The 26,106-nt window shown below is 43.2% G+C and carries 22 protein-coding genes; 19 read left to right on the forward strand and 3 right to left on the reverse strand.

The window, feature by feature from the left end; genetic code table 11:
- Positions 1–42 precede the first annotated feature (42 nt).
- A complete protein-coding gene (locus QUD05_RS34510; RefSeq protein ID WP_502911409.1) occupies positions 43–1,977 on the forward strand; it encodes a sensor histidine kinase in 1,935 nt (644 codons plus the stop codon).
- 162 nt (positions 1,978–2,139) lie between these two features.
- The gene (locus QUD05_RS24720; RefSeq protein WP_289798398.1) at positions 2,140–6,063 is read left to right on the forward strand and encodes an EAL domain-containing protein; all 3,924 of its coding nucleotides are present in this window, start codon (positions 2,140–2,142) and stop codon (positions 6,061–6,063) included.
- Positions 6,064–6,200: 137 nt separating this feature from the next.
- Here QUD05_RS24720 and ctpA read toward each other — a convergent pair whose 3' ends face one another.
- On the reverse strand, positions 6,201–7,445 hold the full coding sequence (gene ctpA, locus QUD05_RS24725; RefSeq protein ID WP_289798399.1) for a carboxyl-terminal processing protease CtpA: 1,245 nt from the start codon (positions 7,443–7,445) through the stop codon (positions 6,201–6,203).
- Between the two features lie 408 nt (positions 7,446–7,853).
- Here ctpA and petB point away from each other — a divergent pair, with 408 nt between their 5' ends.
- From petB to QUD05_RS24755, 6 genes are all read left to right on the forward strand, one after another.
- On the forward strand, positions 7,854–8,501 hold the full coding sequence (petB, locus tag QUD05_RS24730) for a cytochrome b6 (protein WP_096602499.1): 648 nt from the start codon (positions 7,854–7,856) through the stop codon (positions 8,499–8,501).
- Positions 8,502–8,756: 255 nt separating this feature from the next.
- Positions 8,757–9,239: a cytochrome b6-f complex subunit IV gene (gene petD, locus QUD05_RS24735; protein ID WP_289798400.1), complete on the forward strand. Its 483-nt coding sequence runs from the start codon at positions 8,757–8,759 to the stop codon at positions 9,237–9,239.
- A 683-nt stretch (positions 9,240–9,922) separates the two neighbouring features.
- Positions 9,923–10,366 (forward strand): ATP-binding protein, encoded by a 444-nt coding sequence (locus tag QUD05_RS24740; RefSeq protein ID WP_094352726.1) that lies wholly within the window; start codon positions 9,923–9,925, stop codon positions 10,364–10,366.
- Between the two features lie 515 nt (positions 10,367–10,881).
- Positions 10,882–11,895, forward strand: a complete 1,014-nt coding sequence (locus tag QUD05_RS24745) for a GDP-mannose 4,6-dehydratase (RefSeq protein WP_289798401.1) — start codon at positions 10,882–10,884, stop codon at positions 11,893–11,895.
- 10 nt (positions 11,896–11,905) lie between these two features.
- Positions 11,906–13,087 (forward strand): glycosyltransferase, encoded by a 1,182-nt coding sequence (locus QUD05_RS24750; protein WP_289798402.1) that lies wholly within the window; start codon positions 11,906–11,908, stop codon positions 13,085–13,087.
- Between the two features lie 77 nt (positions 13,088–13,164).
- On the forward strand, positions 13,165–13,536 hold the full coding sequence (locus QUD05_RS24755; protein WP_094352638.1) for a hypothetical protein: 372 nt from the start codon (positions 13,165–13,167) through the stop codon (positions 13,534–13,536).
- A 49-nt stretch (positions 13,537–13,585) separates the two neighbouring features.
- Here QUD05_RS24755 and QUD05_RS24760 read toward each other — a convergent pair whose 3' ends face one another.
- Complete coding sequence (locus tag QUD05_RS24760) at positions 13,586–14,017, reverse strand: immunoglobulin domain-containing protein (RefSeq protein ID WP_289798403.1); 432 nt, start codon at positions 14,015–14,017, stop codon at positions 13,586–13,588.
- Positions 14,018–14,315: 298 nt separating this feature from the next.
- Here QUD05_RS24760 and QUD05_RS24765 point away from each other — a divergent pair, with 298 nt between their 5' ends.
- From QUD05_RS24765 to QUD05_RS24815, 11 genes are all read left to right on the forward strand, one after another.
- Complete coding sequence (locus QUD05_RS24765) at positions 14,316–14,654, forward strand: hypothetical protein (RefSeq protein WP_289798404.1); 339 nt, start codon at positions 14,316–14,318, stop codon at positions 14,652–14,654.
- Between the two features lie 307 nt (positions 14,655–14,961).
- Positions 14,962–17,103: a pentapeptide repeat-containing protein gene (locus QUD05_RS24770; protein WP_289798405.1), complete on the forward strand. Its 2,142-nt coding sequence runs from the start codon at positions 14,962–14,964 to the stop codon at positions 17,101–17,103.
- 114 nt (positions 17,104–17,217) lie between these two features.
- Positions 17,218–17,709 (forward strand): hypothetical protein, encoded by a 492-nt coding sequence (locus tag QUD05_RS24775; RefSeq protein ID WP_289798406.1) that lies wholly within the window; start codon positions 17,218–17,220, stop codon positions 17,707–17,709.
- Positions 17,710–17,833: 124 nt separating this feature from the next.
- Positions 17,834–18,040, forward strand: coding sequence for a hypothetical protein (locus QUD05_RS24780; protein ID WP_289798407.1), 207 nt, complete (start codon positions 17,834–17,836; stop codon positions 18,038–18,040).
- 209 nt (positions 18,041–18,249) lie between these two features.
- Positions 18,250–19,506: a GNAT family N-acetyltransferase gene (locus tag QUD05_RS24785; protein WP_289798408.1), complete on the forward strand. Its 1,257-nt coding sequence runs from the start codon at positions 18,250–18,252 to the stop codon at positions 19,504–19,506.
- Positions 19,487–19,984 (forward strand): Holliday junction resolvase RuvX, encoded by a 498-nt coding sequence (ruvX, locus tag QUD05_RS24790; protein ID WP_289798409.1) that lies wholly within the window; start codon positions 19,487–19,489, stop codon positions 19,982–19,984. The genes QUD05_RS24785 and ruvX overlap by 20 nt, the downstream gene beginning before the upstream one ends.
- 146 nt (positions 19,985–20,130) lie before the next feature.
- Positions 20,131–20,703, forward strand: coding sequence for a DUF3727 domain-containing protein (locus QUD05_RS24795; protein WP_289798410.1), 573 nt, complete (start codon positions 20,131–20,133; stop codon positions 20,701–20,703).
- A 225-nt stretch (positions 20,704–20,928) separates the two neighbouring features.
- Positions 20,929–21,555 carry a hypothetical protein gene (locus QUD05_RS24800; RefSeq protein WP_289798411.1) on the forward strand — a complete coding sequence of 209 codons (627 nt, stop codon included), beginning with the start codon at positions 20,929–20,931 and terminating at the stop codon, positions 21,553–21,555.
- 53 nt (positions 21,556–21,608) lie between these two features.
- Positions 21,609–22,148 (forward strand): YqeG family HAD IIIA-type phosphatase, encoded by a 540-nt coding sequence (locus QUD05_RS24805; RefSeq protein WP_069068441.1) that lies wholly within the window; start codon positions 21,609–21,611, stop codon positions 22,146–22,148.
- Positions 22,149–22,405: 257 nt separating this feature from the next.
- A complete protein-coding gene (gene proB / locus QUD05_RS24810; protein ID WP_289798412.1) occupies positions 22,406–23,515 on the forward strand; it encodes a glutamate 5-kinase in 1,110 nt (369 codons plus the stop codon).
- A 52-nt stretch (positions 23,516–23,567) separates the two neighbouring features.
- The gene (locus QUD05_RS24815) at positions 23,568–24,152 is read left to right on the forward strand and encodes a Uma2 family endonuclease (protein WP_289798413.1); all 585 of its coding nucleotides are present in this window, start codon (positions 23,568–23,570) and stop codon (positions 24,150–24,152) included.
- 213 nt (positions 24,153–24,365) lie between these two features.
- Here the strand turns inward: QUD05_RS24815 and QUD05_RS24820 are convergent, their stop codons facing one another.
- Positions 24,366–25,853: a hypothetical protein gene (locus QUD05_RS24820; RefSeq protein WP_289798414.1), complete on the reverse strand. Its 1,488-nt coding sequence runs from the start codon at positions 25,851–25,853 to the stop codon at positions 24,366–24,368.
- Between the last annotated feature and the right edge of the window lie 253 nt (positions 25,854–26,106).

Here is a 26,106-nt window from a genome sequence, read left to right on the forward strand (position 1 = left end):
GAGTCAGCAAATTACCATGCCATTGAGGGCAGAAACTATTTAATGACTGCTGGGGGAATGGTCGGCGAACCTGCCTTTTATTTCTATGATTCTTTGATTGCTCTGGCACTATTGAGTCAACCGTCAAGCGAGGTGTCAACAATCTTAGAGCGTGTAGCAGAAAACCAAATCAACTTACAGCATTGGGCGCATCATGCCCCAATGAATCACCAGCATAAGGTTGATTTGGTAGAAGCCGAAAAATGCCGAGTGTTAGGACAGAAAGCCGAAGCTATTGAGCTATATGACAAGGCAATTTCTGGAGCCAAAGCGAACGAATATATTCAAGAAGAGAGCCTAGCTAACGAACTGGCCGCCAAGTTCTACCTTGACTGGGGCAAACAACGGCTTGCCCAGGACTACATGACGGAAGCCTACTATGGCTATGCTCGTTGGGGTGCGAAAGCTAAGGTTGCCCACTTGGAAAGACACTATCCCCAACTCCTCGCTCCCATCCTCCAGCAAACCCGTTCTCTCCTATCAACTTATGAAACGATCTTCACCTTGGGGAGTGTCACCTCTACCAGTTCCAGCAGTAGCATCTCTGTGGCTTTAGATTTAGCTGCCATTCTCAAAGCTTCTCAAACTATCTCAAGCGAAATTGAATTTGAAAAACTACTTTCATCGTTGCTGCATATTGTCATTGAAAATGCTGGCGCAGATAAGTGTGTATTAATGCTGGCGGAGTCAGGTAATTTATTGATTCGGGCATTAGCAAAGCTGGATGGAAATAGCAAAGTTGATTTTTCGGACATGCTGACCAATCCACAGCCTGTTGAAGAGTCTATTGATCTACCAGTTGGCTTAATTAATACTGTTAAACGCAGTTTCCAAACTGCTGTGATTATTGATGCCACAGTACATCCCCAATTAATTCATGACTGCTACATTCAGCAACAGCAACCTAAGAGTATCTTGTGTAGTCCGATTTTAAATCGGGGTAAATTGCTTGGGGTGTTGTACCTAGAAAATAATTTGGCGACTGGAGCCTTTACGAGCGATCGCGTCGAACTGCTCAACTTACTTTGCGCTCAAGCCGCAATTTCCCTAGAAAATGCCCGATTGTATCAACAAGCCCAGCAAGCACTAATTGATTTACAACAGGCACAATTACAAATTGTCCAAAGTGAAAAAATGTCTGCACTCGGTAATTTAGTTGCAGGGGTAGCCCATGAAATGAATAATCCTTTGGGCTTTATTGCTGCTAGCCTCAAACAAGCTAAACCCACCTTTACTGATATTACCGAACACTTAAAGTTATATCAAGAAAGTCTACCAAATAAGAGTGAGCAAATTCTCGATCATGCGGTCGAAATCGACTTGGATTATAGCTTAGAAGATTTGCCAAAGATGATTGATTCCATGACAATGGCGTGCGATCGCCTAAAAAATATCAGCACCAGTTTACGAACTTTCTCCCGTGCCGATAAAGATTATAAAGTACCATTTAATATTCACCAAGGCATCGACAGTACGATTTTAATTTTGAAACATCGTCTCAAAGCTAACGAACAACGTCCAGCAATTGAAGTGATTACTAACTACGGTGATTTACCGCAAATAGAATGTTTCCCTGGTCAATTAAATCAGGTGTTTATGAATATTTTGGCAAATGCCATTGATGCTTTAGATGAGTCAAATACTGGGCGCACTCTTGCAGAAATCAAAGCAAATCCCAACTGGATTACAATTACAACTTCAGTAGAAGAGCAAGGAGTGAAAATTACCATTTTGGATAATGGTAAGGGGATGAGTGAAGAAATAAAACAAAAGATTTTCGACTATTTATTTACTACAAAAAGTGTGGGTCAAGGTACGGGATTAGGATTGGCGATCGCTCGGCAAATTATTGTCGAAAAACATAGCGGAGCGATCGCAGTGAATTCTCAACCTGGCCACGGAACTGAATTTGTGATTCAGCTACCTTTTTCGGCTTGAAGAAGAAGTCAGAATTCAGTTGGTCACTGAGTTTACGGTGAGCGCAGTCGAAGTGACCACCTAAATTCTGCTTCGATAACTTATAAACCTATAATTGTATCATATACGTGCCTTTTTCCATTCGTTGAACTCACGTTTTACTAGGTTGCCAATGCTGCATTTATGGAAAAACAGCAACCCTTCTCCCTCAAGCAGATTTCTTCAGAGGATTGGGAAAATACGCCGCAGGATGTGAAGTCTCTGGTAGAATCACTGCTAGCAAATGCGGCTTTATCAGAAAGCCAAAGCCGACTCATTCAATTTCTGGATGCCACCCCCATTGCGATCGCTGTCCACGACTCAACAGGGCAACTTGTTTACATAAATCATCTGGCACAGGCATTGCTAGGCATTGATCGCCCATTAGAACTGAGTTCAGACCAACTCTCAGAAGTCTTTCAAGTTTACCGTGAGGGCACTGAGGAGCTTTATCCCTTAGAAGCGTTACCCAGTAATCGGTCTCTGGCTGGGGAAACGATTTGGGTTGACGATCTAGAAATTCATCGTGGCGATCAAGTGATTCCTCTGGAGGTTTGGGCGACTCCGATTTTTGGCGATCGGGGTAAGGTGACGTATGCGATTGTGGCGTTTCAAGATATTAGCGATCGCAAACGCCAGCATTTAGAACAGCAGATGGTCGAAAATACCCTGGTGAAAAGTGAACGCCGCTACCGCCAGGTGATCCAGGTACAAACGGACTTGATTTTGCGATCGCTACCGGACACCACCATTACTTTTGCGAACGATTCTCTTTGCTTTGCTCTCGGTCAATCTTTAGAGAATGTAATTGGATGGCGATGGAGTAACTTTGTACCGCCAGAGGATTTAGACGAGTTGTCTGGCAAAATTGCAGCCCTCACCCCAGAAAAGCCAATCTTTGAAAACATCAATCAGGACTACCGCTCCAACAACCAGATTGGCTGGACACAGTGGATTAACTTGGGGATTTTTGATGAGCATGGACAGTTGACCGAAATTCAATCGGTGGGGCGAGACATCACCGCACTACAGGAGCAAATTCAACGCGAACAAGCTCTGAATCGAGTTTTCCAATCCATCCGCAACTCCCTTGATTTAGACACGATTTTTGCCACCGCGACAGCAGAAACAGCGAAACTTTTGAAAACCCTGGACTGCTTTGTGGTGCAATATCTGCCAAAACAGGGCATTTGGAAACATATTGCGGAATTTCGCCATAATCCAGACGCACCAACAGTCATTGGCTTGGAGATTCCCGATGTGGGTAATCCCTTTGCGGCTCAACTCAAGCAGTTGCAGATTGTGCGGGTGGAAAATACAACCAACCTCGACAATGAGATTAACCAGGAAGTCGCCCAAATCATACCCGGCGCTTGGTTACTCATTCCCCTAGTGATTGAAGACACCCTGTGGGGGAGTTTCACAATTATAGCGCCCCAACAACCGTTTACCTGGAGTGATAACCAGATCAAACTGGCCCAGTCCGTCGCAGACCAACTGGAGATCGCAATTCACCAGGCCAATCTTTACCAACAAATACAACTGGAACTAACCGAACGCTGTCGGGTAGAGATGGCTCTGAGAGAAAGCGAAGCCCGGTTTCAAAATATGGCGGCGAATGTACCAGGGGCGATTTTTCGTTACCTGCTCCGCCCTGATGGTTCTGACAGTGTAGTATACATGAGTCAGGGTTGTTACCGTCTTTGGGAAGTAGAAGCCCAAGATGTTGTCACAGATGCCACCATCCTCTGGCAAATGATCCATTCGGAAGACGTGGCTGGAATGCAAGCCTCAGTGATGGAGTCAGCACAAACATTACAACCCTGGTACTGGGCGTGGCGAATTACCACACCATCAGGGCGGGAAAAATGGCTGGAAGTTGCTGGCAGACCCACTCTCCAAGCCAATGGTGATATTATTTGGGATACATTGATTCTGGATGTAACCGAACGCAGACAAGCCGAATACCGTTTTCAAACTCTAGCAGCCAATACCCCAGGGGTGATTTATCAGTATGTGCTACATCCCGATGGATCGAATGCAATGCTTTATGTCAGTCCTGGTTGTCGATATCTCTGGGAACTAGAATCCCAAGATATTGAGCAGGATGTGGAAATAGTCTGGCGGATGGTGCATCCCGACGATTTGCCCGCTATGCGAGATTCAGTGCTGGTTTCTGCCGAGACTCTACACCCGTGGAATTGGGAATGGCGCGTGACAACGCCATCGGGTCGGCAAAAATGGTTGCAAGCCTCGGCACGACCGCAGCGACAAGCCAATGGCGATATTATTTGGGATGGGCTGATTCTGGATGTCAGCGAACGGCAAGCGGCGCTACGCGAACGCAAACAAGCCGAAGAAGCGATGCGAGAAAGTGAAGCCCGCTATCGCTTGTTAGCCGAAAATACCAACGATCTCGTGTGCCTTCACGAGTTGAATGGTCGATACCTCTACGTTAGCCCGTCTTGTGAATTCCTCTTGGGCTATCGGTATGACGAAATGCTCAGAGAAGATATCTATACCTTCATCCATCCCGACGATCGCGATCGCGTTTACCAGGAAATTCGGACAGCAGTATTCCGCAAAAAACCCACACCCATCACCTACCGAATGCTGCAAAAGCCTGGTAGCTATATCTGGTTTGAGACTCTCACGAAACCCATTGTGAATGCCACGGGTGAAATTGTTCAACTGCAAACCACCTCCCGCGATGTCACAGAACGCATCCAGGTGCAAAATCAGTTGAAATATGATGCCCTACACGATGGGCTAACGGGGTTGCCCAATCGCCATTTCTTCATGAAACGGTTGGAATTAGCTATTCAACGAACCTACCGTCTCGAAAATTATCATTTTGCTGTTTTATTTCTCGATCTCGATCGATTCAAAGTCGTCAATGATAGCCTGGGACATTTGGCAGGAGATCAATTACTCATTGCCATTGCTCAAAAACTCCAAGCCACCCTCCGGAAAATGGATCTCGCAGCTCGTTTGGGTGGCGATGAGTTTGTGATTCTACTTGAAGAAATTAAGGATATTCAGGAAGCAGTTCGCATCACAGAACGGATTTTGGCAGAGTTGCAAACACCCATGATGATTGAAGGACGTGAAGTATATACCACCTGTAGCGTTGGTATTGTCTTGGGTACAAAAGACTACGTTCAAGCCTCCCACCTATTGCGAGATGCTGATATTGCGATGTATCGGGCAAAAAACAAGGGCAAAGCCCGATATGAAATTTTTGATACTGAGATGCACACTCAAGCTTTGCATCGACTGCATTTAGAAAACGATCTGCGTCGAGCAATTAAGTGTCAAGAATTTGTCCTTCACTATCAACCGATTGTTGCTCTAGACACTAGACATCTTGTTGGCTTTGAAGCACTGATTCGTTGGCAACACCCTACCCAAGGGTTGAAATTTCCCGGAGAATTCATCCCTATAGCTGAGGAAATAGGACTGATTACGCTTTTGGACTATTGGGCAATTCGTACAGCCTGTTATCAGCTGGCAGCTTGGCAAACGGCTTTCCCGGAACTTTCTGCCATGAAAGTGAGTGTCAATCTTTCGGCGCAAGATATCAAGCAGTCCGATCTGTTAGAAGAAGTCGATCGGGTTCTGACTCAAACCCAATTGAATGGTCGTTACCTGACGTTAGAAATTACCGAAAGTATGTTGATTGAAGACATTGAGTCTACGATTAGTGTACTGGGCCAGTTGAAAGAGCGAGGAATTCAAATTAGCATTGACGATTTTGGCACGGGATATTCATCGTTAAACTATCTTCACCGTTTGCCTGTGGATAGTCTGAAGGTCGATCGCTCCTTTGTAAATCAAATTCAATCAGGCAAAAAAAATCATCAGATTGTCGAAACTATAGTGGCGCTGAGTAACCATTTAGAACTCGATGCGATCGCGGAAGGCATAGAAACTCAAGAACAACTGGAACGCCTGCAACACCTTGGCTACAAATTCGGTCAAGGGTATTTATTCTCCAAACCCATGAGCAATAACGCAGTAGAAGCACTTTTAGCAAGTAAAAGCTTGTATTATAACCTTTGGTCTTAAGTATATTTTTTCGCTTAAGGAGAAAGGGGAAACAAAAAACGTACTGAATGCTGAGTCAGAAGAGTACTGAGTAATTTTACATTTGGTAAATGCCCCATCTCTTGTGGGTTGTCTTTCAACTCAGCACTCAGCAGTTTTCATGCCTTCCCCGCCACCACCCGCTTTTGAAGCAAAAGTTCCAGTGCTGCTTGATATTGCAGATCCGCTTGGGTGCCAATCTGTTCGCGGTTAATGGCTACTTGGGAAATCACTTTATCTGGCTTAATGCCTAATTTGTTAATATCCCGGTGTTGAGGAGTTTCGTACTTAGCAATTGTGACTGCCAAACCTGAACCATCTGATAATTCAAATAAAGATTGAATCAAACCCTTGCCAAAGGTGGTTTCGCCTACCAGTTGAGCGCGACCATTATCTTGGAGTGCGCCGACGAGAATTTCACTCGCACTAGCAGTTCCTTGATTCACCAAAATCACTAGAGGATCGTTTGTTAGGGCTGGCCCAAAGGCTTCAAAACTCCCCTGAATGCCTTGTCGGTTAACAGTGTAAACAATCGTGCCAGAGTCTAACCACAGACGGGCAATTTCAATTCCGGCTTGCAATAACCCCCCAGGATTATTTCGTAAATCTAGAATGTAGGCAGCAGCGCCTTTTTTTTCTAGACTAGAAATAGCGTGTGCTAATTCCGTTGAAGCGTTGGCATTAAATTGGGTAAGACGTAGGTAGCCAATGGGTGTACCCTCCGCAGAAACACGCAAATCCGAAACCACAGGGTTAAGAGCAATGCGATCGCGTGTTAGCCTAATTTCCGTTTCTGCCTCTCCGTCCCGTTCGATCAAGAGAGTCACAAGGCTGCCACTGGGCCCGCGCATTCTGGTAGCAGCTTCATCAAGGGTGAGATTTTCTGTGGAAACGCCTTCAATTTTAAGAATGCGATCGCGTGGTCGAATCCCTGCTTTATCTGCTCGTGAACCGGCGATGGGAGCCACTACTTCTAACTTCCCATTCTCAGAATTCAAGGCAATTTGCAATCCTACCCCAGTCAGTTCCCCAGAAGTATTGACCTGCAAGCTGCGGTACTGTTCTGGATCTAAAAAGCGGGTAAAAGGATCGTCGAGGCTCTTGAGCATCTTCCCAATTGCCTCATAACTGGCATTTGAGTCTGCCAGTGGCTTCTCCAGAACCTTTTGCCGCACAGCCGCCCAGTTTTGATGATTAAATGTCTCATCTAGATAAGTACGATTAACAATTCGCCAAACTTCCGAAACCAGCTTTTGTTCCCCCGTCAAAGCCACCGCTGGCTGAGTGAGCGTACCCAACGCCAAGCAAAACGCCATTAACAATGAAAATCCAACCCGAAAGACTTGTTTATTCATGAACCCCATTATCAATTCCACCTCAACCCAAATTCCTTAGATAATGCCTACTTCCTCTGTTGTTGATGAAATCTATCTCTCGATTATGTTACTTTTTTTATAGAAGTGGTGCATTTTTCTCATCAAGTTGTTCAGTCAACTGATGCATCGTATCCACTCACCAAAGGATAAAATCTACTTTGTGTCCACTATTTTGTGTGTAGGGGCGTAAAGAGATCGCAATATATTCCATCTTTACAGAGTGTAAAGTTTCTGAAGTCTCTTAGCACACTGAAAGCTGAAAAGCAAAGAAAAAAAACTCCCCTTTACTAAAATCCCAAAATTACTATTTGGGAGAGAAGTCTGAGCGAAGGCTTCTGCCGATTCAGAACTTCGGGATTTATCAACCGCAACCGACTTTTAGGAACTTGAGATTGTATGGCCAACGTTTACGACTGGTTTGAGGAACGCCTGGAGATTCAGGCACTCGCCGAAGACGTTACTAGCAAGTACGTCCCTCCCCACGTCAATATCTTTTACTGCCTGGGTGGAATTACCTTGGTTTGCTTTCTCATCCAGTTTGCTACTGGATTTGCCATGACGTTCTACTACAAGCCAACAGTTACTGAAGCTTTCTCCTCAGTGCAGTACATCATGACTGAAGTAAACTTCGGTTGGCTAATTCGTTCCATCCATCGCTGGTCTGCCAGCATGATGGTATTGATGATGATTTTGCACGTCTTCCGGGTTTATCTCACTGGTGGTTTCAAAAAGCCCCGCGAATTGACCTGGGTAAGTGGTGTAATCCTAGCTGTGATCACCGTTTCCTTCGGAGTTACCGGCTATTCTCTACCTTGGGACCAAGTTGGCTACTGGGCTGTGAAAATCGTTAGCGGCGTACCAGAAGCAATTCCCGTAGTTGGAGTTCTGATTTCCGACCTGCTACGTGGCGGTTCCAGTGTTGGTCAAGCAACACTAACTCGTTACTACAGCGCACACACCTTTGTACTGCCTTGGCTGATTGCAGTATTCATGCTGTTTCACTTCTTGATGATCCGCAAGCAAGGCATTTCCGGGCCTTTGTAATCTCAGCTATTAGCGAAAGGCAACATTTGTCAGTTTTCAGATTGAGTTGTTTGTTTTAAACTTATGAAACACAAGAAATTAATTGCACATAAGTTCCAAAAAACAAATACTTGTATCTGGAGCCTAAAGCTATAGAAAACCTTCAGGCGGATGACTGTAGATATACAAACGCTGTTTCCCGCCTGTTGGTTGCCTAGTAGCTGATAGCTTTCACAAATGCTTTAATTTAACTTAAGCAGGAGAGCACATTTCAAAATGTCAACACAAAAAAAACCTGACCTGAGCGATCCTCAGTTAAGAGCCAAACTCGCTAAAGGCATGGGTCACAACTACTATGGTGAACCCGCTTGGCCTAATGACTTACTTTACGTCTTTCCAATTGTGATCATGGGTTCCTTCGCTGCGATTGTGGCTCTAGCCGTGCTAGATCCCGCAATGACCAGTGAACCAGCAAATCCTTTCGCCACACCATTGGAAATTTTGCCAGAGTGGTACTTGTATCCAGTCTTCCAAATTTTGCGATCGCTTCCTAACAAACTTTTAGGAGTGTTAGCAATGGGTTCCGTACCAGTAGGGCTAATCCTCGTTCCCTTTATTGAGAACGTGAATAAGTTCCAAAACCCCTTCCGCCGTCCAGTTGCAACTACAGTATTCCTTGTTGGTACTCTTGTCACCGTGTGGCTGGGTATTGGTGCTGCTTTGCCATTGGATAAATCTTTAACCTTGGGACTATTCTAAATTAGTCACCACAAAGTGCTTTGACGCCTGTGAGTTTCAAGAGCAGATGCAGATGTGCTTTTGAAAGCAATCAACAGGCGTCAATTTTAACAGGAAAGAATTCAGAAGTCAGAAGCCAGAATAGGCTAAACCTTAGCTATCCGCTAACAGAATTAAATTGTGAACGAAAAAGCGGATAACACCACCCAAAGCGAGTCCGTGTATCTTAGGGGGAAAGCAAGTTATGCATAGCGTCTTATAGATAGTGTCTGCATAAATGGGTTTAAGTTCCCCACTAAATATGCTTTTTTTAGTGGTCAACAAGATAGTGTTGGATTTGTAGCCAGATCCCGCAGTGTATCCCTCACTGATTTCCTTCTGTTAGCGGATAGCTAGGGTTTAGCCCATTCTGAATTCTCTATTCTGAATTCTTCTATAGTTCAGATTGCATCTGGGATTTGCAGTTTTGGATAGAAAAGTTATTCCAAAATCTCAAATCATCAAAAGTCAAGAAATACAAACATTTCCTACTTACTTAACGTAAGTTGCTAGTTACAACCCTCAGAATGCCAAAATCATTCATGTTTTGTATTTTGGTACATAGAATATGTCAATTTAGATTTTTTTATGTCAGAGAAATTTTGCGAACAGTGCAGAATTTAATAACTAGCAACTTGGGTTTACTTATATTCAACTCACAGTTAATGCTTAGTATAGTGCAGCAAGACCATCTGACGGTTAAGAGCGAACTCAGGCTCTTAAACCAGGTGCAAGAATGGTTTGAGCAATTTTGTCTGCAACACTTGTCTCAACTTGGCTGGTCAAAAACCCAACTCGATCGCCTCAATTTAGCATTAGCAGAAGGCTTTACCAACGCCGTTCGTCACGCTCATCATGCTTTACCGCCAGAAACAACCATTGAGATTAACGTTTATCTGTGGATTGACCGACTAGAGATTAGAATTTGGGATTATGGAAAACCTTTCAATCCTGATGCGATCGCAGAGCCAGTCCCAGGTACTCTACAAGTAGGTGGGTATGGATGGTTTCTCCTCCGGCGGTTGGCTGACAAGGTTGTATACGAACGTGGTGCGGATGGTAGAAATTGCCTGCTCATTGTTAAGTACTCTGTAGAAGCACAAAAGTAACAGTGAAATAGTCAAGGCTAAAGGAAGGAAAGAATAATTATGATGTCAATTTTGGCTTGTGAGCGGAGTGAAGTGTAGGGAAGAAGCATCGACAAAAAACGAGGGCTTTTCTTCTCTACAATACTCTCTTGTACTTAGGAGTCAAAAAACTTCTCATATAGCCGTAACCAAGCTAACGAAGACTTTGCCCAAAGTTGAGCTACACACTTTCAAACAGAAGCATATTTTTGCTGAAATACATAGTTATTTGATTGATAAAAGTATACTCCTTTTTCAATATTATTTAACTTGGAGAAATATATTTTTTACGTGAAATTGCTTATTCATTATGATTTTTTTGTAAAATTACAAGTAATAACTTTGTATAAAAATAACTAGTGAATATAGTAAAAATAGCATTCGAGCTACACTAGCTCACTTGTTAAGATTTGTCAGCAGTGTTGAGAGTCTTGATGTTTGTTCTCCAACAAGTGCCATTTCGTGCTTAAAGAGATAGACAGAATAGGGGACAAAATATGACTAAGACAGCCCTAATCACAGGAATTACTGGTCAAGATGGCTACTATCTCAGCCATTTGCTCCTCAACCGTGGTTATCGAGTTGTCGGATTAGTACCCCCACATCGACAACCTAATTTAACAAAACTAGGAATACTGGCAAATCAGGTAGAAATTTTTACGGTTGACTTGAGGGATAGTGCGGCACTGTTGATCGCTGTTGAACAATTGCGTCCCCAAGAGATTTACAATTTGGCGGCTCCCAGTTTTGTACCCGACTCCTGGAACGACCCATTGGGAACTCTGGATTTAATAACTGGTACAGCTACTAGGCTCTTGGAAGCAGTACGAAAAGTTGGTTTGTCTACCAGATTTTATCAAGCTAGCAGTTCAGAAATGTTTGGCGATGTATTCCTCTCGCCTCAAGATGAGGAAACCGCTTTTCGTCCCAAAAATCCCTATGCTGCGGCTAAAATGCACGCCCACTGGACGATGGTGCATCATAGACAGCGCTATGGACTATTTGCCTGTAGCGGAATTTTATATAATCACGAGTCTCCTCTACGCCCACCTCAGTTTGTCACACGCAAAGTTTCTTTGGCGGCTGCATCAATTAAATTGGGTTTAACTGACACCTTAGAAATGGGTAATCTGGATGCCAAACGTGATTGGGGCTTTGCAGGTGATTACGTAGAGGCTATGTGGTTAATGTTACAAATTGATGAGCCAGAAGAATATGTGATTGGCACTGGTAAACTACACAGTGTGAGAGATTTAGTTGCCACAGCCTTTGAGTCTGTCGGCTTGGATTGGAAGCAGCATGTAGTTTTAAATACTGACTTTTTGCGACAAGATGAGCATTTTGAACTAGTAGCTAACCCCAGCAAAGCTAAAAGAAACCTCGGCTGGGAACCCCAAGTAAGCTTTGAGGAACTTTTAGAAAAAATGGTAAAAACAGATTTGGAGCGGTTACAAAGCGGTGCGTTGGATGAAGTCCTTGCCGCAGGCATCGCGCCCTTACCGCAAGTGTAAATAATTTAAGATGCAAATCACTACAGTGACAAAAAACCTGAATTTAGGTGATAAAGTTAACAAAAAAACTAACCATGTCTTCGTGTTTTTAGAAATTTTTGCTCACGAAGGTGGTATTCAATCGTATATAAAAGATATTTTTCGCGCCTATTTGGGATTGGGCCAAGACTACAAGGCAGAAGTCTTTTTGCTGCGAGATAGTGCTGATAGCTTAAATCCCTTTGAAGACGAGAACTTAAAATTTCATTACTTTAAAAATCAGTCTCCCTATTTGGGGAGATTGCAAATGGCAGCGGCTTTACTAAAGTGTCTTTTGCAAAGCCGTCCGCAGAAGGTTTTCTGCGGTCACATTAACTTAGCAGTATTAATCCAAACACTTTGCCAGCCCTTGGGAATTCCTTACACCGTGCTAACTTACGGCAAAGAAGTCTGGGAACCGCTGAAAAATCAAGAACGTCGCGCCCTGACATCAGCAGATAGAATTTGGACAATTAGTCGCTACAGCCGCGATCGCGCTTGTGTTGCTAATAGTCTAAACCCAAAAATGGTAGAGATGATGCCTTGTGCCATTGATACGGATAAATTTACTCCTGGTTCCAAACAACCAGAATTAGTCCAGAAGTATGGCTTAACTGGTGCGAAAGTGTTGATGACAGTAGCACGGTTATGGTCAGGAGATATTTACAAGGGTGTAGATGTCACCATTCGGGCCATACCACAAATCGCTCAAGTTTTCCCAGAAGTGAAATATTTGGTAATTGGTCGCGGTGACGATCAACCGCGATTGGCACAGCTAGCAAAAGATTTAGGTGTGAGCGATCGCGTTGTATTTGCTGGTTTCGTTGCCACAGAAGAATTAATGGAACATTATCGCCTTGCTGACGCCTATATTATGCCTTCGCAAGAAGGCTTTGGCATAGTTTATCTAGAAGCAATGGCTTGTGGAGTGCCTGTGTTATCCGGTGACGACGATGGTTCCGCTGACCCCTTGCAGGATGGTAAACTAGGGTGGCGAGTACCACACCGCAATCCTGATGCTGTAGCAGCAGCTTGTATAGAAATGCTTCAAGGGGATGACCAGCGATGTGATGGAGAGTGGCTGCGACAACAGGCGATCGCTCTATTTGGCATCAATGCCTTTCAACAGCACTTACAAAAAATGCTGCTATCCTCAGTAATAAAGTCCATTTGAGTCCAAATGACAAATGACCAATGACCAATGACTAAAATCGCTATCCTAGAAGGAGAGCAGGACAAAATTTATTAAAAATGAGCTTTAAGTCATTTCAATTGAATCTTTTAAATCTCCGCCCTTGGCTCATCTTGCTGGCAGTTATTTGGTTGCTGGCATCAGTGGGCTTGGGTTGGTTAGTTAATTCATTGCTAATTATTTTCGGGTTGCTGTTGTTGGCACCTATTGCGGCTTTTTTTGGCTTTCGTTGGTGGCTGCAACGCAACTTGGTTGCCGATCAATGTCCCGTCTGTGGATATGAATTTACAGGTTTAAATAATAGTCAGTTGCAATGTCCTAACTGTCAGGAATTACTGTTAGTACAAAATAGTCATTTTCAGCGCTTCACACCAGAAGGCACAATTGATGTCACTGCTGTAGAAGTTCCAGCCAAATCACTGGAAGAATAGTCAAGGATCGTTAGTCATTAGTCATTTATGTTTTACTAATGACTAATGACTATTTATTTTTTTGCGAGATTGAGAGGTTATAAGTATGCTGTTGCGGGGATAGTTCGCCCACATACAGTGAGTATTTTCCTGGCTGCCAATAACCAGAAAGTTCTGACTTACCTCCAGAGTAACTATCTGCTAGTACGCAAAAGCGCCCCCTNGGCCCGTCGATTAACAGTGTTGGCTTGCCTTTACTTTCTACTGTTAATCGCAAATAAGGTAGTGACTCTGTAACTTGGATAACTTGATTAGGTTCAGTGGTAATATTGCCACAATTACTTTTGACAGTTCCTCCAGATTTTCCATTCAAAATCAATGGATCGGGTTGGGAATTTCGATTAATTTGGATTGTTGGTGTCTGTGCCAAATTAGCCTCAGTGAAAACCAAACTCATCGCCAAAGCTGTAGGAATAATTGCAAGTAGCCTAAGCGTCTTCATTTTAATTAATGCTCCAGATTTTTTTAGAGCAATATTGTTATACAGTCTGATTTATCTAGACGACAGCAATACCTCTTGGTTCCGAAAGCTGCCGTATAAAGTAATACTAGTCAGTTAATGATTATTTGTGAAGATTTGATAGGTGTATGTAGAGACGTTGCATTGTAACATCTCTAGAATTGATGTCTGTAAGGTCTTGCACGCACAGAGATTAGCTAAAATCACTAAGACAACCACCAAAAATAGAATTTGGTTGGTCTATTGTTGAATAAGTATGCTAAGGAGGTAAGAAAGATTAATGAATCCTCAACCAGAAGAAGACTTACAGCGTCGCCTCGATAAGCTAGAGGCAGAGATTAATTCCCCGCCTGGGGTGGTTTCACCAGAACAAAAACAAACGCCTCAGTCTGTTTTTGCCAGCTTTAACTTGCAACTAGAGCGATTTCAGATTTGGTTCAACAGCTTATCTAGTGTGAAAAAGCTGGTAGTTGCGGGTGTGACGTTGCTAGCAGGCTTGGCGATCCTGCAAGCAGTGTTTAAACTAGTTGCATCTGTAATCAGTCTGGCGCTTTTGGCAGTGTTAGTGTATGTTGGATACAAATTTTTTGTGTCTGGTAGCTTTCAACGTAAGCAATAAGTTGATATGCATTTACTTTGCACTCTGCCCGGAGTAATTAAATTCAGGAGCCGGAATAAAAACGGCTTCTGACTTACAGAGGATTCAAGGAAGGTGGAGTACAGAAACAAAGTGTCAAAACTAGGTATAAAGCCTGTTTTACTTCTGTTAGCGCAGCGGGGCGCAGCCCATTCTGACTCCTGAATTCTGAATTCTGCTGTATTACTCCTAAATCCTATTTCAATATGCTTTTCTTTTTGCTGACTAGCTTAGTCTATTTTAATTGTGCCGATCGCGGCGTAGAAATAATATCAAAGGAAATTATTCGATGACCTCACCAATTGTCAGGAGAACTAGTAATCAATCTGGTCAGTCAAAAAAATCGGAAAGAGCCAATTCGCTGCTGCTAGCAAGTAGGCGTTTTGCTGCTTGGGCAGCTGAAATCACACTCGTGGTTACTAGTGGATTGATTCCCTTTGGCATTGGTGTCTATGCCAATTCTAGAAGCGATCTGAACCGAGTGCCGCTTAACCCCGTACTGGTAGTCACAGAAAGAGCGATCGCCAGACCCCTAGCTCTACCTGTAAGCTATGGCATCCGTAACGTTGCATGGCCGACTAATATTTTGTGGACAATCGCCTTGTTAGCGCCTGTAACTCTTTCGTGGTGGCAATTGTATTTATTAGCTAAGACTGGTAGCACACTTCCAAAACGTTGGTTAAAAGTGCGGGTTGTCAACGAGCAAGGGAAGCCGCCCGGATTGGGGGCAGTTGTAATTAGAGAAGGAGTTGGGCGTTGGACAGTACCCATTTCCATCGCCTATCTACTGTGGCGTTACAGCTTTGCTTTTCCCAATTTAGGATTATTCACATTTTTATCTTTATTAATGATTGTGGGTGAAGGGATTGGCTTACCGTCGCGTCGGGGGCGTCGCGCACTCCACGATCAACTCGCAGGTACTTATACAATTGATGCAGTCTTAGCTAGCAACAAACAAGCTCAGTCTGCTGACGGTAACGATCAAGCAGAAGAAAAGCAGGAAGGTGAAGAATTTGCGGCAGTCGAAACCAGCCAATCGCATAATTTGTGGCGGCGAATACAGCAAAATCCCAATCTGACTTTGTTTGGGGTAGGGCTGACGAGTATGACTGCTGTGCTGGCAACTTTAATCGGCACTCAAGTTTATATCCAAATTCAACAATCCCAGCGAGCAACCAAGCAAATCAACAGCCAACAATTCCTCGAACTTGTCAAACCATTGAGTCCCAACTCTGGGGCGACTAATGAGCAACGCCAAACTGCAATTCTGGCTATGGGTGGTCTTAATGACCCACAATCAATTAAATTTCTGGCGGATTTATTAGTTAGCGAAACTAACCCCAGCCTTTTGGATACTATTCAACAAGCTTTGACAACTGTCGGGCCTCAAGCCATTCCAGAACTCAAAAATAAGAATCAGTTTTTGGTCAGCGAACTGGAATCTGTGGGTGGCACTGCAACCAAAGAGCGGGAATTACGGCAAGGGCGACTACAAAGAAACCAGCGGACGATCAACAAGATTCTCTCTGTTTATAGCGGTAAAAAAATTGAGGGTGTTGACCTTAGTAGCACCCAATTAGGTCAAAGCGGTACTCCAGGAAGTTCCTTCTTCAACTTGGTACTGGACAATCTTGATTTATCAGGAGTTAAGTTTAAATCTGCAAATCTTAACCAAGCCAGCTTTAAGGGTAGCCGCTTCCGGGGTGTGGGTGAAGATGGACGCTGGGATACCTACGACGATGTAATGGCTGATTTAAGCCAAGCTCAGTTGCAGCAAGCAAATCTTACTGATGCTAATCTTAGTCGCGTCTTGATGAACCGGATCGATTTGAGCCGCGCCACTCTTAACAGAGCCAACTTATCCAACGCGCGTCTATATGATGCTAAACTCAACAGCACCCAACTAGTGGGAGCCGATCTGCGAAACGCAGTTTTGGAAAAAGCTAGCTTGACTGGGGCAGATTTAGGCGATGCCAAATTAAACGAAGCCAATCTTTATGCTGCCCGTTTAGGTCGCGCCACTGCGATTGGAACGCAATTATCTTTTGCCAACTTAACTAACACTGATTGGCAAGGGGCAGATTTATCAGGAGCCTATTTGGATCGTGCTAATCTCAGCAATGCTAACCTCAGCGCCACTCGTCTAGCTGGTGCTGTTTTACGCTCTGCCCAAATGGAAAACGTTAACTTGCAAAATGCTGACCTGAGCCTTGCAGATTTACGCGGGGCAAATGTCGCTGGAGCAGATTTTAAGGGGGCAATTCTCGCTCCTAGCAAACAAGATCCAGCAGATCAATTTGTCCAAACCCCAGATTTAGGATCAGTATCTGCCGTAGTCCAAGGGGTTGATTTTTCTCAAGCCAAAAATTTAGATGCCAAGCAATTAGCATACATTTGTACTCAAGGAGGCATTCATCCCCGTTGCCCGTAGAATGGAGGGAGCAGGGGAGCAGAGGGGCAGAGGGGCAGGGAGAGAATAACCCATGCTCCATGCCCAATTACCAATGACAAATGACAAATGACAAATTGGTGTGAGGAGTTGGTTATGAAGTATATTCCATCTTTGGTTTCAGTTTTGGGGGCTGGTTTGGTCTTGAGTCTGGTTAGTACTAAACCAGCACAAGCTCAAGTAGCTTATGGCAGTTATATCGGTATCGGTCCCACTGTTGGTTTTACCGATGGTATCCAATTTGGGGGCGTAATCGCGGGGCGCTACAAGCTTTTGGAAGCACCAATTTCACTCCGCGCTCAAGTGTTAATTGGTAATAATACGGCTGTTGTACCAACGGTTTCTTACGATTTCCCCCTCAACTGGCAAGCTGATGCCTACTTGGGCGCTGGATTAGTGTTGGCTGGTGGTGGTGGTTCTTCTCCTGTGGGCGACAAAATTAGTTTTGCTTTACAACCAGGCATTGATTATATGATCCCAAATAGCAATACTGTCCTTTTTGGCAATGCCATTATTGCTTTTGATGCTTACCGAGATAGCAGTGGTACAGCTATCTCGGTACAAGGTGGTGTTGGTTTAAGATTTTAAAGGGTATGCTATCCCTAAGAAGCGTTAAACTTCATTGCAAATTAAGAAGTTAGTCCAAACAACGTGATAGTTTTTGGTCATGAAGAGAGACAGCACAGGATTAACACAGGAGAACACAGTGGCAATGGAATCAAATTTATTAACGAATGCGGGCGCAGATGAAGTGAATCAAGATTTTAGTGAATATGTCGCCAATCTGCAACTTCACATGACTCTGCAAGCTCGTAATCTTGTTCCAACACTGAAGCAAACACTGGTAGATAGTCGCCACCAATTACTCCATCAAACCCAAGCCCACTTTGAAAAGCTAGTTTCTCGGCAAGGGTTATAAAATATATACAAATTTTAATCAAAATTCAAATAAAATAAGGGCAGATGTTGTTGGGTCAATGCCAATGGTGTTCTCACAAGGTCTGCTTTTTCTGCTTTTTAAGTATTAAGTTACTAAAATCACACTTTTGGCACAATAGTAGAGAGCAGAAAATAGTTAAGATTATTGCAAGCAGTTTATTCCTTTCAAGAGCAGTTAGTTAAGGCTAAATGGCGGCTCGAATAAAAATGACTTCATTACTTCCCAGAAACCTCAGCGTTGTTATCCGACCAGTCCAATACCGGGATCTGGACGGAATTGAGCGCATAACTCAAGAGTCATTCGCAGCCCTCACTCCTCAGGGAGCAGGTTTTGCCATCAGCCAGATGCAAAGGCTGCGTCGCTGGTATGGATTACTCAAATTTTTAAGTTGGTTTCCTAACCCGCTACAGTATCGCCTCTGTGCTTTTGTCGCGGAGCAGGGGCGGATACTTTTAGGAATGATTCAAGTCTCACCCTTTAACCGCACACGTAGCACTTGGCGGATCGATCAAGTGCTACTAGAGCGTGGTGTCGATAAACAAGGAATTGGTTCGCAACTTTTGCGTCATTGCTTTGAGTCGATTTTGGAAGCTCGCACTTGGCTACTAGAAGTTAATATCAATGACATAGAGGCGCTGGCACTATATCGGCAAAATGGATTCCAGCGTCTGGCAGAAATGACATACTGGGAAATTGGCCCAGAATTACTGGCTGAATTGGCACAAGCAGAGCCAGACTTGCCCAACCTCTTGCCAGTAAGTAATGCTGATGCCCAGTTGCTATATCAACTAGATACGGCATCAATGCCACCTCTGGTACGTCAGGTTTTTGACCGTAATACCCGCGACTTTAAAACCAGCTTATTCGGCGCTTTAACTGATGCAGTAAAGCAATGGCTGACTAAAACAGAAGTAGTCAGTGGTTACGTGTTTGAACCGCAACGCAAAGCTGCGATCGGCTATTTTCAGGTGCAACTCGATCGCAAGGGTGAAGTTCCCCATACTGCAACGCTGACAGTTCATCCTGCTTACACTTGGCTGTATCCAGAATTACTATCTCAGCTAGCTCGGATTGCCCAAGATTTTCCCCAGCAAGGATTACAACTAGCTTCCTCAGACTATCAAGCAGAGCGAGAAGAGTATTTGGAGCGAATCGGGGCAAAACGCATAGAACATACATTAGTGATGTCTCGCTCTGTGTGGCACAAGCTACGTGAGTCTAAATTCGTCTCCTTAGAAGGAATCCAGTGGACTGATATGCTGCAAGGTTTGCAACCGACTCGTAAACCTATACCAGGTGGGATGTCATGGATACAACCAGCAAAGCTGCCATCGTCAGATAAACCGCTGCCAAGCAAGTCAGAACCGATTAAGTTTTCGGTAAAAAACCCTAGCATGGAAGTATTGCCGATTCCTGAATCACCAGATGCACCCCAGGAAAATTAGTGTGATATCCCAGGAGCAACCAAAACCGTTTATTTCAGCCTTGGGGCTAGATTTTGGCCGCAAGCGGATTGGTGTAGCTGGGTGCGATCGCACGGGTTTAATTGCTACGGGTATCACCACAATTGAGCGTGCATCTTTTGAGCAAGATGTCGAGCAAATCCGACAAATAGTTAATGAACGTGAGGTGCAAGTTCTAGTTATGGGCTTACCTTATTCAATGGATGGCTCACTAGGATTTCAGGCTCGTCAAGTTCAAAAATTTACTAAAAGACTTGCTAAAGCACTAAACTTGCCTGTGGAATATATGGATGAGCGATTAACTTCATTTCAAGCAGAGCAACTGCTGATAGCTGAAAACCGCTCTCCATCACGCCATAAAGGTTTGATTGACCGCAAGGCAGCAGCTTTAATTTTGCAACAATGGCTGGATATTAAGCGTGCCAACTCCCGCAGTTCAGTTGTGGCTATTGAATATTGATACCTTTTAACATGATATTCTGAAAACGATTAGCCAGCAGTTGTATCTACGTATAAAGCTATTTGTTTGACATAATAATATGTCATTAACTATAGTTAAGCGATTTTCAAACTTGCTGGTATTTATTAAATTTTTACATTTCGGCTATGTTTTCCTCTCCATTTCCTGAAGAAAATGATAACGCTCATGCGGGTTCCATCACTTTAACCGATGACAAAGGGCGATCGCTCGACTGTTACATAGAGCATTCCCTTGAGGTAGATGGACAAGAATACGTTTTACTTCTTCCTGTAGACTCACCTGTAGAAATTTTTTCTTGGGAAGGTGACGGTGAGGAAGAAGAAGCAGTTCTGGTGGAAGACGACACTATAATTGAGCAAATTTTTGCTAATGCTCAAGCTGTACTATCTGAGCAGAACTTGATACTGAAGAACACAGCCTATGCTCTGACTGTTGCAGGTGATTTACCGCCAGTGGAAGAATCAGAACTCTTCACCTTAGAAATCGAAGACGAAGGGGAAGATTTAGAGCCTGAGCAATTACAGCTACTTGCTAGCTTTTATGAGGAAGATCAGGAGTATGCAATTTATACACCCCTAGATCCTCTGTTGTTTTTTGCACGGATAACAAAAACAGGTGAACCTGAATTGCTTTCTCCAGAGGAGTTTCGTAAAGTGCAACCTCTGTTAGAAGAACATCTTTTTAATGAAGTGGAATAAGATTAAAAATTCAAAATGTAATATTTTCATTTTGAATTTTTAATTGGGAATTTTCATTGTAATCAAAATCTACCTAAACCTTTTACCATGTCCCATAAATGTGGAAGCTATGAAACATTGAGACTAAACTGGGACAATTAGTATTGTTTAAAATTCTGGAACAAGCATTTTGATTGTGATTTTCAATTCCATTATCTAAATCTAAAATTGGTAGACGTGCTGAAAATGGCTTATAGCGATTTTACATTAATTAAATTTAAAAAGTCGTTCAGCATCCGCATTGATGAAGAAACTGATTTATGTGCTGACATAGCACCTTTACAGGCAAGTGAAAAACTCAAAAATTTTTTAGAAGAAACTACAGAACTGGCTTTAGCAATTAATACTGAAAAAGCTCGTTCAGAAATGATTATCACTCCGATATTGTTGGAGGTAAGACGCAGAGCTAATTATCCAATTAGCTTATTCTCAGGAACAGACTTTAATGTAGATGCAGAAAAAGGTCTGAATGGATACTGTGACTTTATCATCAGTCGTTCTAAAGAGCAGCTAACAATTAATGTGCCAGTGGTGGTTATTATTGAAGCCAAAAATGAAAATATTAAAGGTGGATTAGGTCAATGTGCCGCTGCAATGTTGGCAGCACAATTGTTTAATCAACAAGAAGGAAATGAAATTAGTAAAATCTATGGTGCGGTAACAACAGGCGACATTTGGAAGTTTTTGAAGTTAGAAGAAAACGATATATTTATTGATTTGAGTAATTATTACATCAAAGAGATAGATAAGATTTTAGGGATTTTATCTCAAAATGTTCAGGGAGACATTCCAGGATGGAGTTCGACTAACTAAACTATATTGGGTTATGCTCATTTGTCTTACCTATCTACATTTGACTGTTGACTATGGTCTGGAACAATCTTTTACAGCCTGACTTGATTTTAGAGGGTTCAGTGTTGAACCTAACACCAGATATTATCCAAAAATACGGGCTTAAAGGGCTGGTATTGGATGTAGATGAAACTTTAGTACCCTTTACAGTCGGCATAGCTTCCCCAGAACTACGAGAGTGGGTAGAGCAAATCCGTACCTGTACTGCACTATGCTTGGTGAGTAACAACCTCAGTGAAGCACGAATTGGTGGAATTGCGCGATCGCTCAACCTGCCTTACTACTTAGGTGCAGCCAAGCCTTCCCGACGCAAAATTAGAGCCGCACTTAGGGGAATGGATCTACCAGTGCATCAAGTGGGGATGGTAGGCGATCGCTTGTTTACCGATGTCATAGCAGGTAATCGTCTGGGAATGTTTACCATTCTAGTCGAACCGATTGTTCATGCCGACGCGGCTCTCCGCTCTCATCCCGTCCGCAACTTTGAAGTTTGGATATCTGAAATTTTGGGAGCCTCTATTACCCCCAAGAAAACCAAGATTCATAAAAGTTGAGAAATCGTCAGGAAACTAAATCTAAAGAAATAGTTAAGGAATCATATTTGAACCAAAAAATCGGGGATCATAAGTATTAATAACATGGGGTCAGCCAAAAAAGATCCTAACTCATACTAAGTAAATATACTTCCGTAAAGCGTCAACCTTCACTATAGAGGGATTGGCGCTTTACAAATTGAGTTAGGAGTTAGAAGTTATGAGTTATGAATTAAATTCAACTCCTAACTCCTAACTCCTAACTCCTAACTTTTTAGATGCCACTAACAATTGTTGTCAAAATCGGTACTTCCAGCCTAACTCAACCAGAAACGGGACAATTAGCACTTTCTACCATTGCTACCTTGGCGGAAACACTCTGCAATTTAAGACGCCAAGGACATCGGGTGATTTTGGTTTCCTCTGGCGCTGTCGGCGTGGGGTGTGCGCGGTTGGGTTTAACTGAACGTCCTAAAGCGATCGCACTCAAACAGGCTGTAGCAGCAGTTGGACAAGGTAGGTTAATTCGGATATATGATGATTTATTTACTACCTTGCAACAGGCGATCGCTCAAGTATTATTAACTCGCAGTGACTTAGTACAGCGCAGCCGCTATCTCAATGCCTATAACACCTTTCAGGAATTACTGGGATTGGGAGTTATCCCCATAGTCAATGAAAATGATACCGTAGCAATAGACGAACTAAAATTTGGTGATAATGACACCCTTTCAGCATTGGTTGCCAGCTTAGTAGAAGCAGATTGGCTATTTTTGCTCACCGATGTCGATAGGCTGTACTCAGCCGATCCCCGTTCCGTACCCGATGCGCGACCAATCGCTTTAGTTAGTAGCATTAAAGAATTAACAGAATTACAGATACAAACAAGTTCCCAAGGTTCCCAGTGGGGTACTGGTGGGATGGCGACAAAAATTTCGGCTGCCAGGATTGCGATCGCTGCGGGAGTACGTACCGTCATTACCCAAGGGCGATTTCCTCGGAATATAGAAAAAATTATCCAAGGTGAACTGATTGGAACGCATTTTGAACCGCAACCTGAACCAACTTCGGCGCGTAAACGTTGGATAGCTTACGGACTCTTACCTGCGGGGAAATTGTATTTAGATGAAGGTGCGATCGCGGCAATTTCTCTAGCAGGAAAATCGTTATTAGCAGCGGGAATTAAGCTAGTAGAAGGAGAGTTTGACACACAGGATGCCGTGCAATTGTGTGACACCAACGGTAACGAAATTGCCAGAGGACTTGTAAATTACAACAGCAATGAATTGCAAAAGATTCGCGGCTGTCATTCACGAGAAATTTCCACAATTTTAGGCTATGCCGGTGCAGAAACCGTGATTCATCGGGATAATTTGGTTTTGACTTAAAATGGAAATGAGATAAATTTTGTGACTACTAACTGAGAGAGTAAAAAATATTATGACTCAAACGTTAGAAAATGCTGTTAACTTACCAGAAGAACAACGCTTCTTTCGACATGGGCTAAGTTGGGAACAGTTTAAAGCGATTCAAGCTAGCTTTGAAAATGTACCAGGAGTGCGGCTGTTTTATTGTGATGGAGTCTTAGAAATAGTGACTATTGGTAAGCCTCATGAGGCGATTAAGTGTTTAATTGCTGCACTGCTGATTACTTATTTTGAAATCAGGGGTATTGAATTTTTTCCCAGTGGGAGTTTTAGCCAGGTTCTTCCCAAGATAGTAGAGTATCAAGCTGACTTATCTTATTGCTTTGAAAACGATAAACCTATACCAGACCTCTGTATTGAAGTAGTCATCACTAGCGGTAGTCCCATAAAGTTACAGAAGTACAAATTAATGGGAGTCCCGGAAGTTTGGTTTTGGGAAGATGGCACAATTGAAGTTTACTGCTTACGAGAACAAGAATATGAGAAAGTTGTTAAAAGTGAACTATTACCAGAACTAGATTTATCCCTACTCAATCATTGTGTTTTGTTATCGTCTCCCTTGGAAGCTATTAGAGAGTTTCGTCAAAATATTCAATAGTAATAAGCTGTTCCACATTTAAATTGCATATACTGGACGGGCAAGATGCCCATACCACAATAGTTATATTTAATTCGATTATGTAAATTAGATGTTTTTTAGCTTAGTAGGTTTAAATAAAAGAAATACTTTAATATCGTTCAGAGTATTAATTTTTACATCAGACTCATAATTAATTTACAAATTCGGAATTGTTATAGAAGCGAACGTTCCTTACCACTCCCATCGAGCGATGTCAGGTGCCGAACCAGAGTAAGGAAGTCCGACATCAGTTCCTCTATCGATCACAAGACTGCGTGACGAAGCCGGCTTGTAGTAAGAATTCCAACGATCGCCCATGCCTGTAAATCTTGGATCTCCCTGGATGTTTGTCGCATTAACCGCGAATTGGATCTGCCAAGTTGGCTTTGCTGGGTTCGTATTTCTGCGGAGATTATTAGTGAAAACAATGTTCTTACCTCCTTGCACATCGTCTCCTTGAGAGTTCAAGAACGCATTATTTTTGATCGATATCCTGTCTGCGGAGTTAATTTGTAGGCTATTCCCTAAAGTATCGAACACATTGTTGTGAATCTTGATGTTGGAAGCTGGATCGGGAATGAAGACGGCAGCACTGTTCCCAAAACCAAATTGAACTTTACGAGCGACATTTGCAAAAATATTATTGTGGATATTGATATCGTGATTTTCTATAGTTCCGCCCCATGCTTTCCCTCCCCAAATCGCAATACCAAAGCCCTTATCCTGAAAGTAGGAGTTGGATATCTCCACTCCGCTCAAGGCAACTTCAATTGACTCCTTAACACTGTGTCCGTCAATATCTTTTATTCGTAAGTTTCGTATCTTGAGATTGCTTGGGCGTGTAGCTGTTGGCTGGTATTCATTCATTATTGAATGATTGACCATCGATAACCACGTATTACAGTTAACATTGTAGATTTCGTTTCCATAACTCAAATTCCAAAGTTCAATGGAAGCATCCTCGCTCCACTGGGAATCAACTTCTGGAACCTGGATGTCGCAATCGTGAATCTTCACGTTACGTATATGACCTACATGCATGAACTTTATGCCGTATCCTTTATTTTCTCGGATAGTAATGTTGTAGATGTCAGCGCCATCTAGCCCTCCAAGTCTCAAGTTCCCGGTAGATGCTCCCGATACTCCATCCGCTGCGGAGTTGATAAATGTGCAATCATGTATCGTTGTGTTCTTCATCCACTTTCCCTTTGGAAGCGGGACGTACCACCACATGTTGCCACGGGTAAAAACTGCACCGCTGTGCTGGAAGTTTTTGAACGTGACATTATGCGTAGTCACGTTGTTACGATTTTCTACCCAGATGCTCGCTTTGATGGTTTTGCCGTTCCCGTCTATTGTGAAGCCGCCTAACGTCTGATTACCGTCTGTCGCTTCAATCATCTCGGAAGGAGATCCGTACCGAGGGTTCGAGCCGGAGTAGCTAGGCGAGACAAGCTGAATAATGCTTCCATGATGCCAAAGACTCCAGTCACTGCTGCCAGTATTTACTCCTGGAGCTGGAATAGCACCATTGCTAGTGATAGTAACGCTTGATTCACCTGCTCCCTCGATATTCACTCCCGGCGGAAGTACCGTCGCTTCCGTTTCCCTATAGACACCTGGATTCAAATAAATCGTGTAGTTTTGATTCGGTTGAACTTGTTTTGCTGCATACGCCAACGTCCTCAATGGCTTGCCTAGCGATCCATCGCCTCTGGTATCGCTTCCCGTGGGAGATACGTAGACGTACAAGCTCGTGGTAGATTGGGCAGCCACAGTTTTCTGCGTAGTTACTAAATGGGTTGTGACTACAGCTACTAAAACAATAGTAGCTAAAGCTACGTAGGAAAGAAGGGAGCGTAGACTCTTTATCATTACTCAAAGGAGGGGAGGGAAAGGCGATGGATGGACACAAGGAAGCAGAGAAATGAGA

Source organism: Nostoc sp. GT001, from assembly GCF_030382115.1.
In the GTDB taxonomy this organism is placed as follows: Bacteria; Cyanobacteriota; Cyanobacteriia; order Cyanobacteriales; family Nostocaceae; genus Nostoc.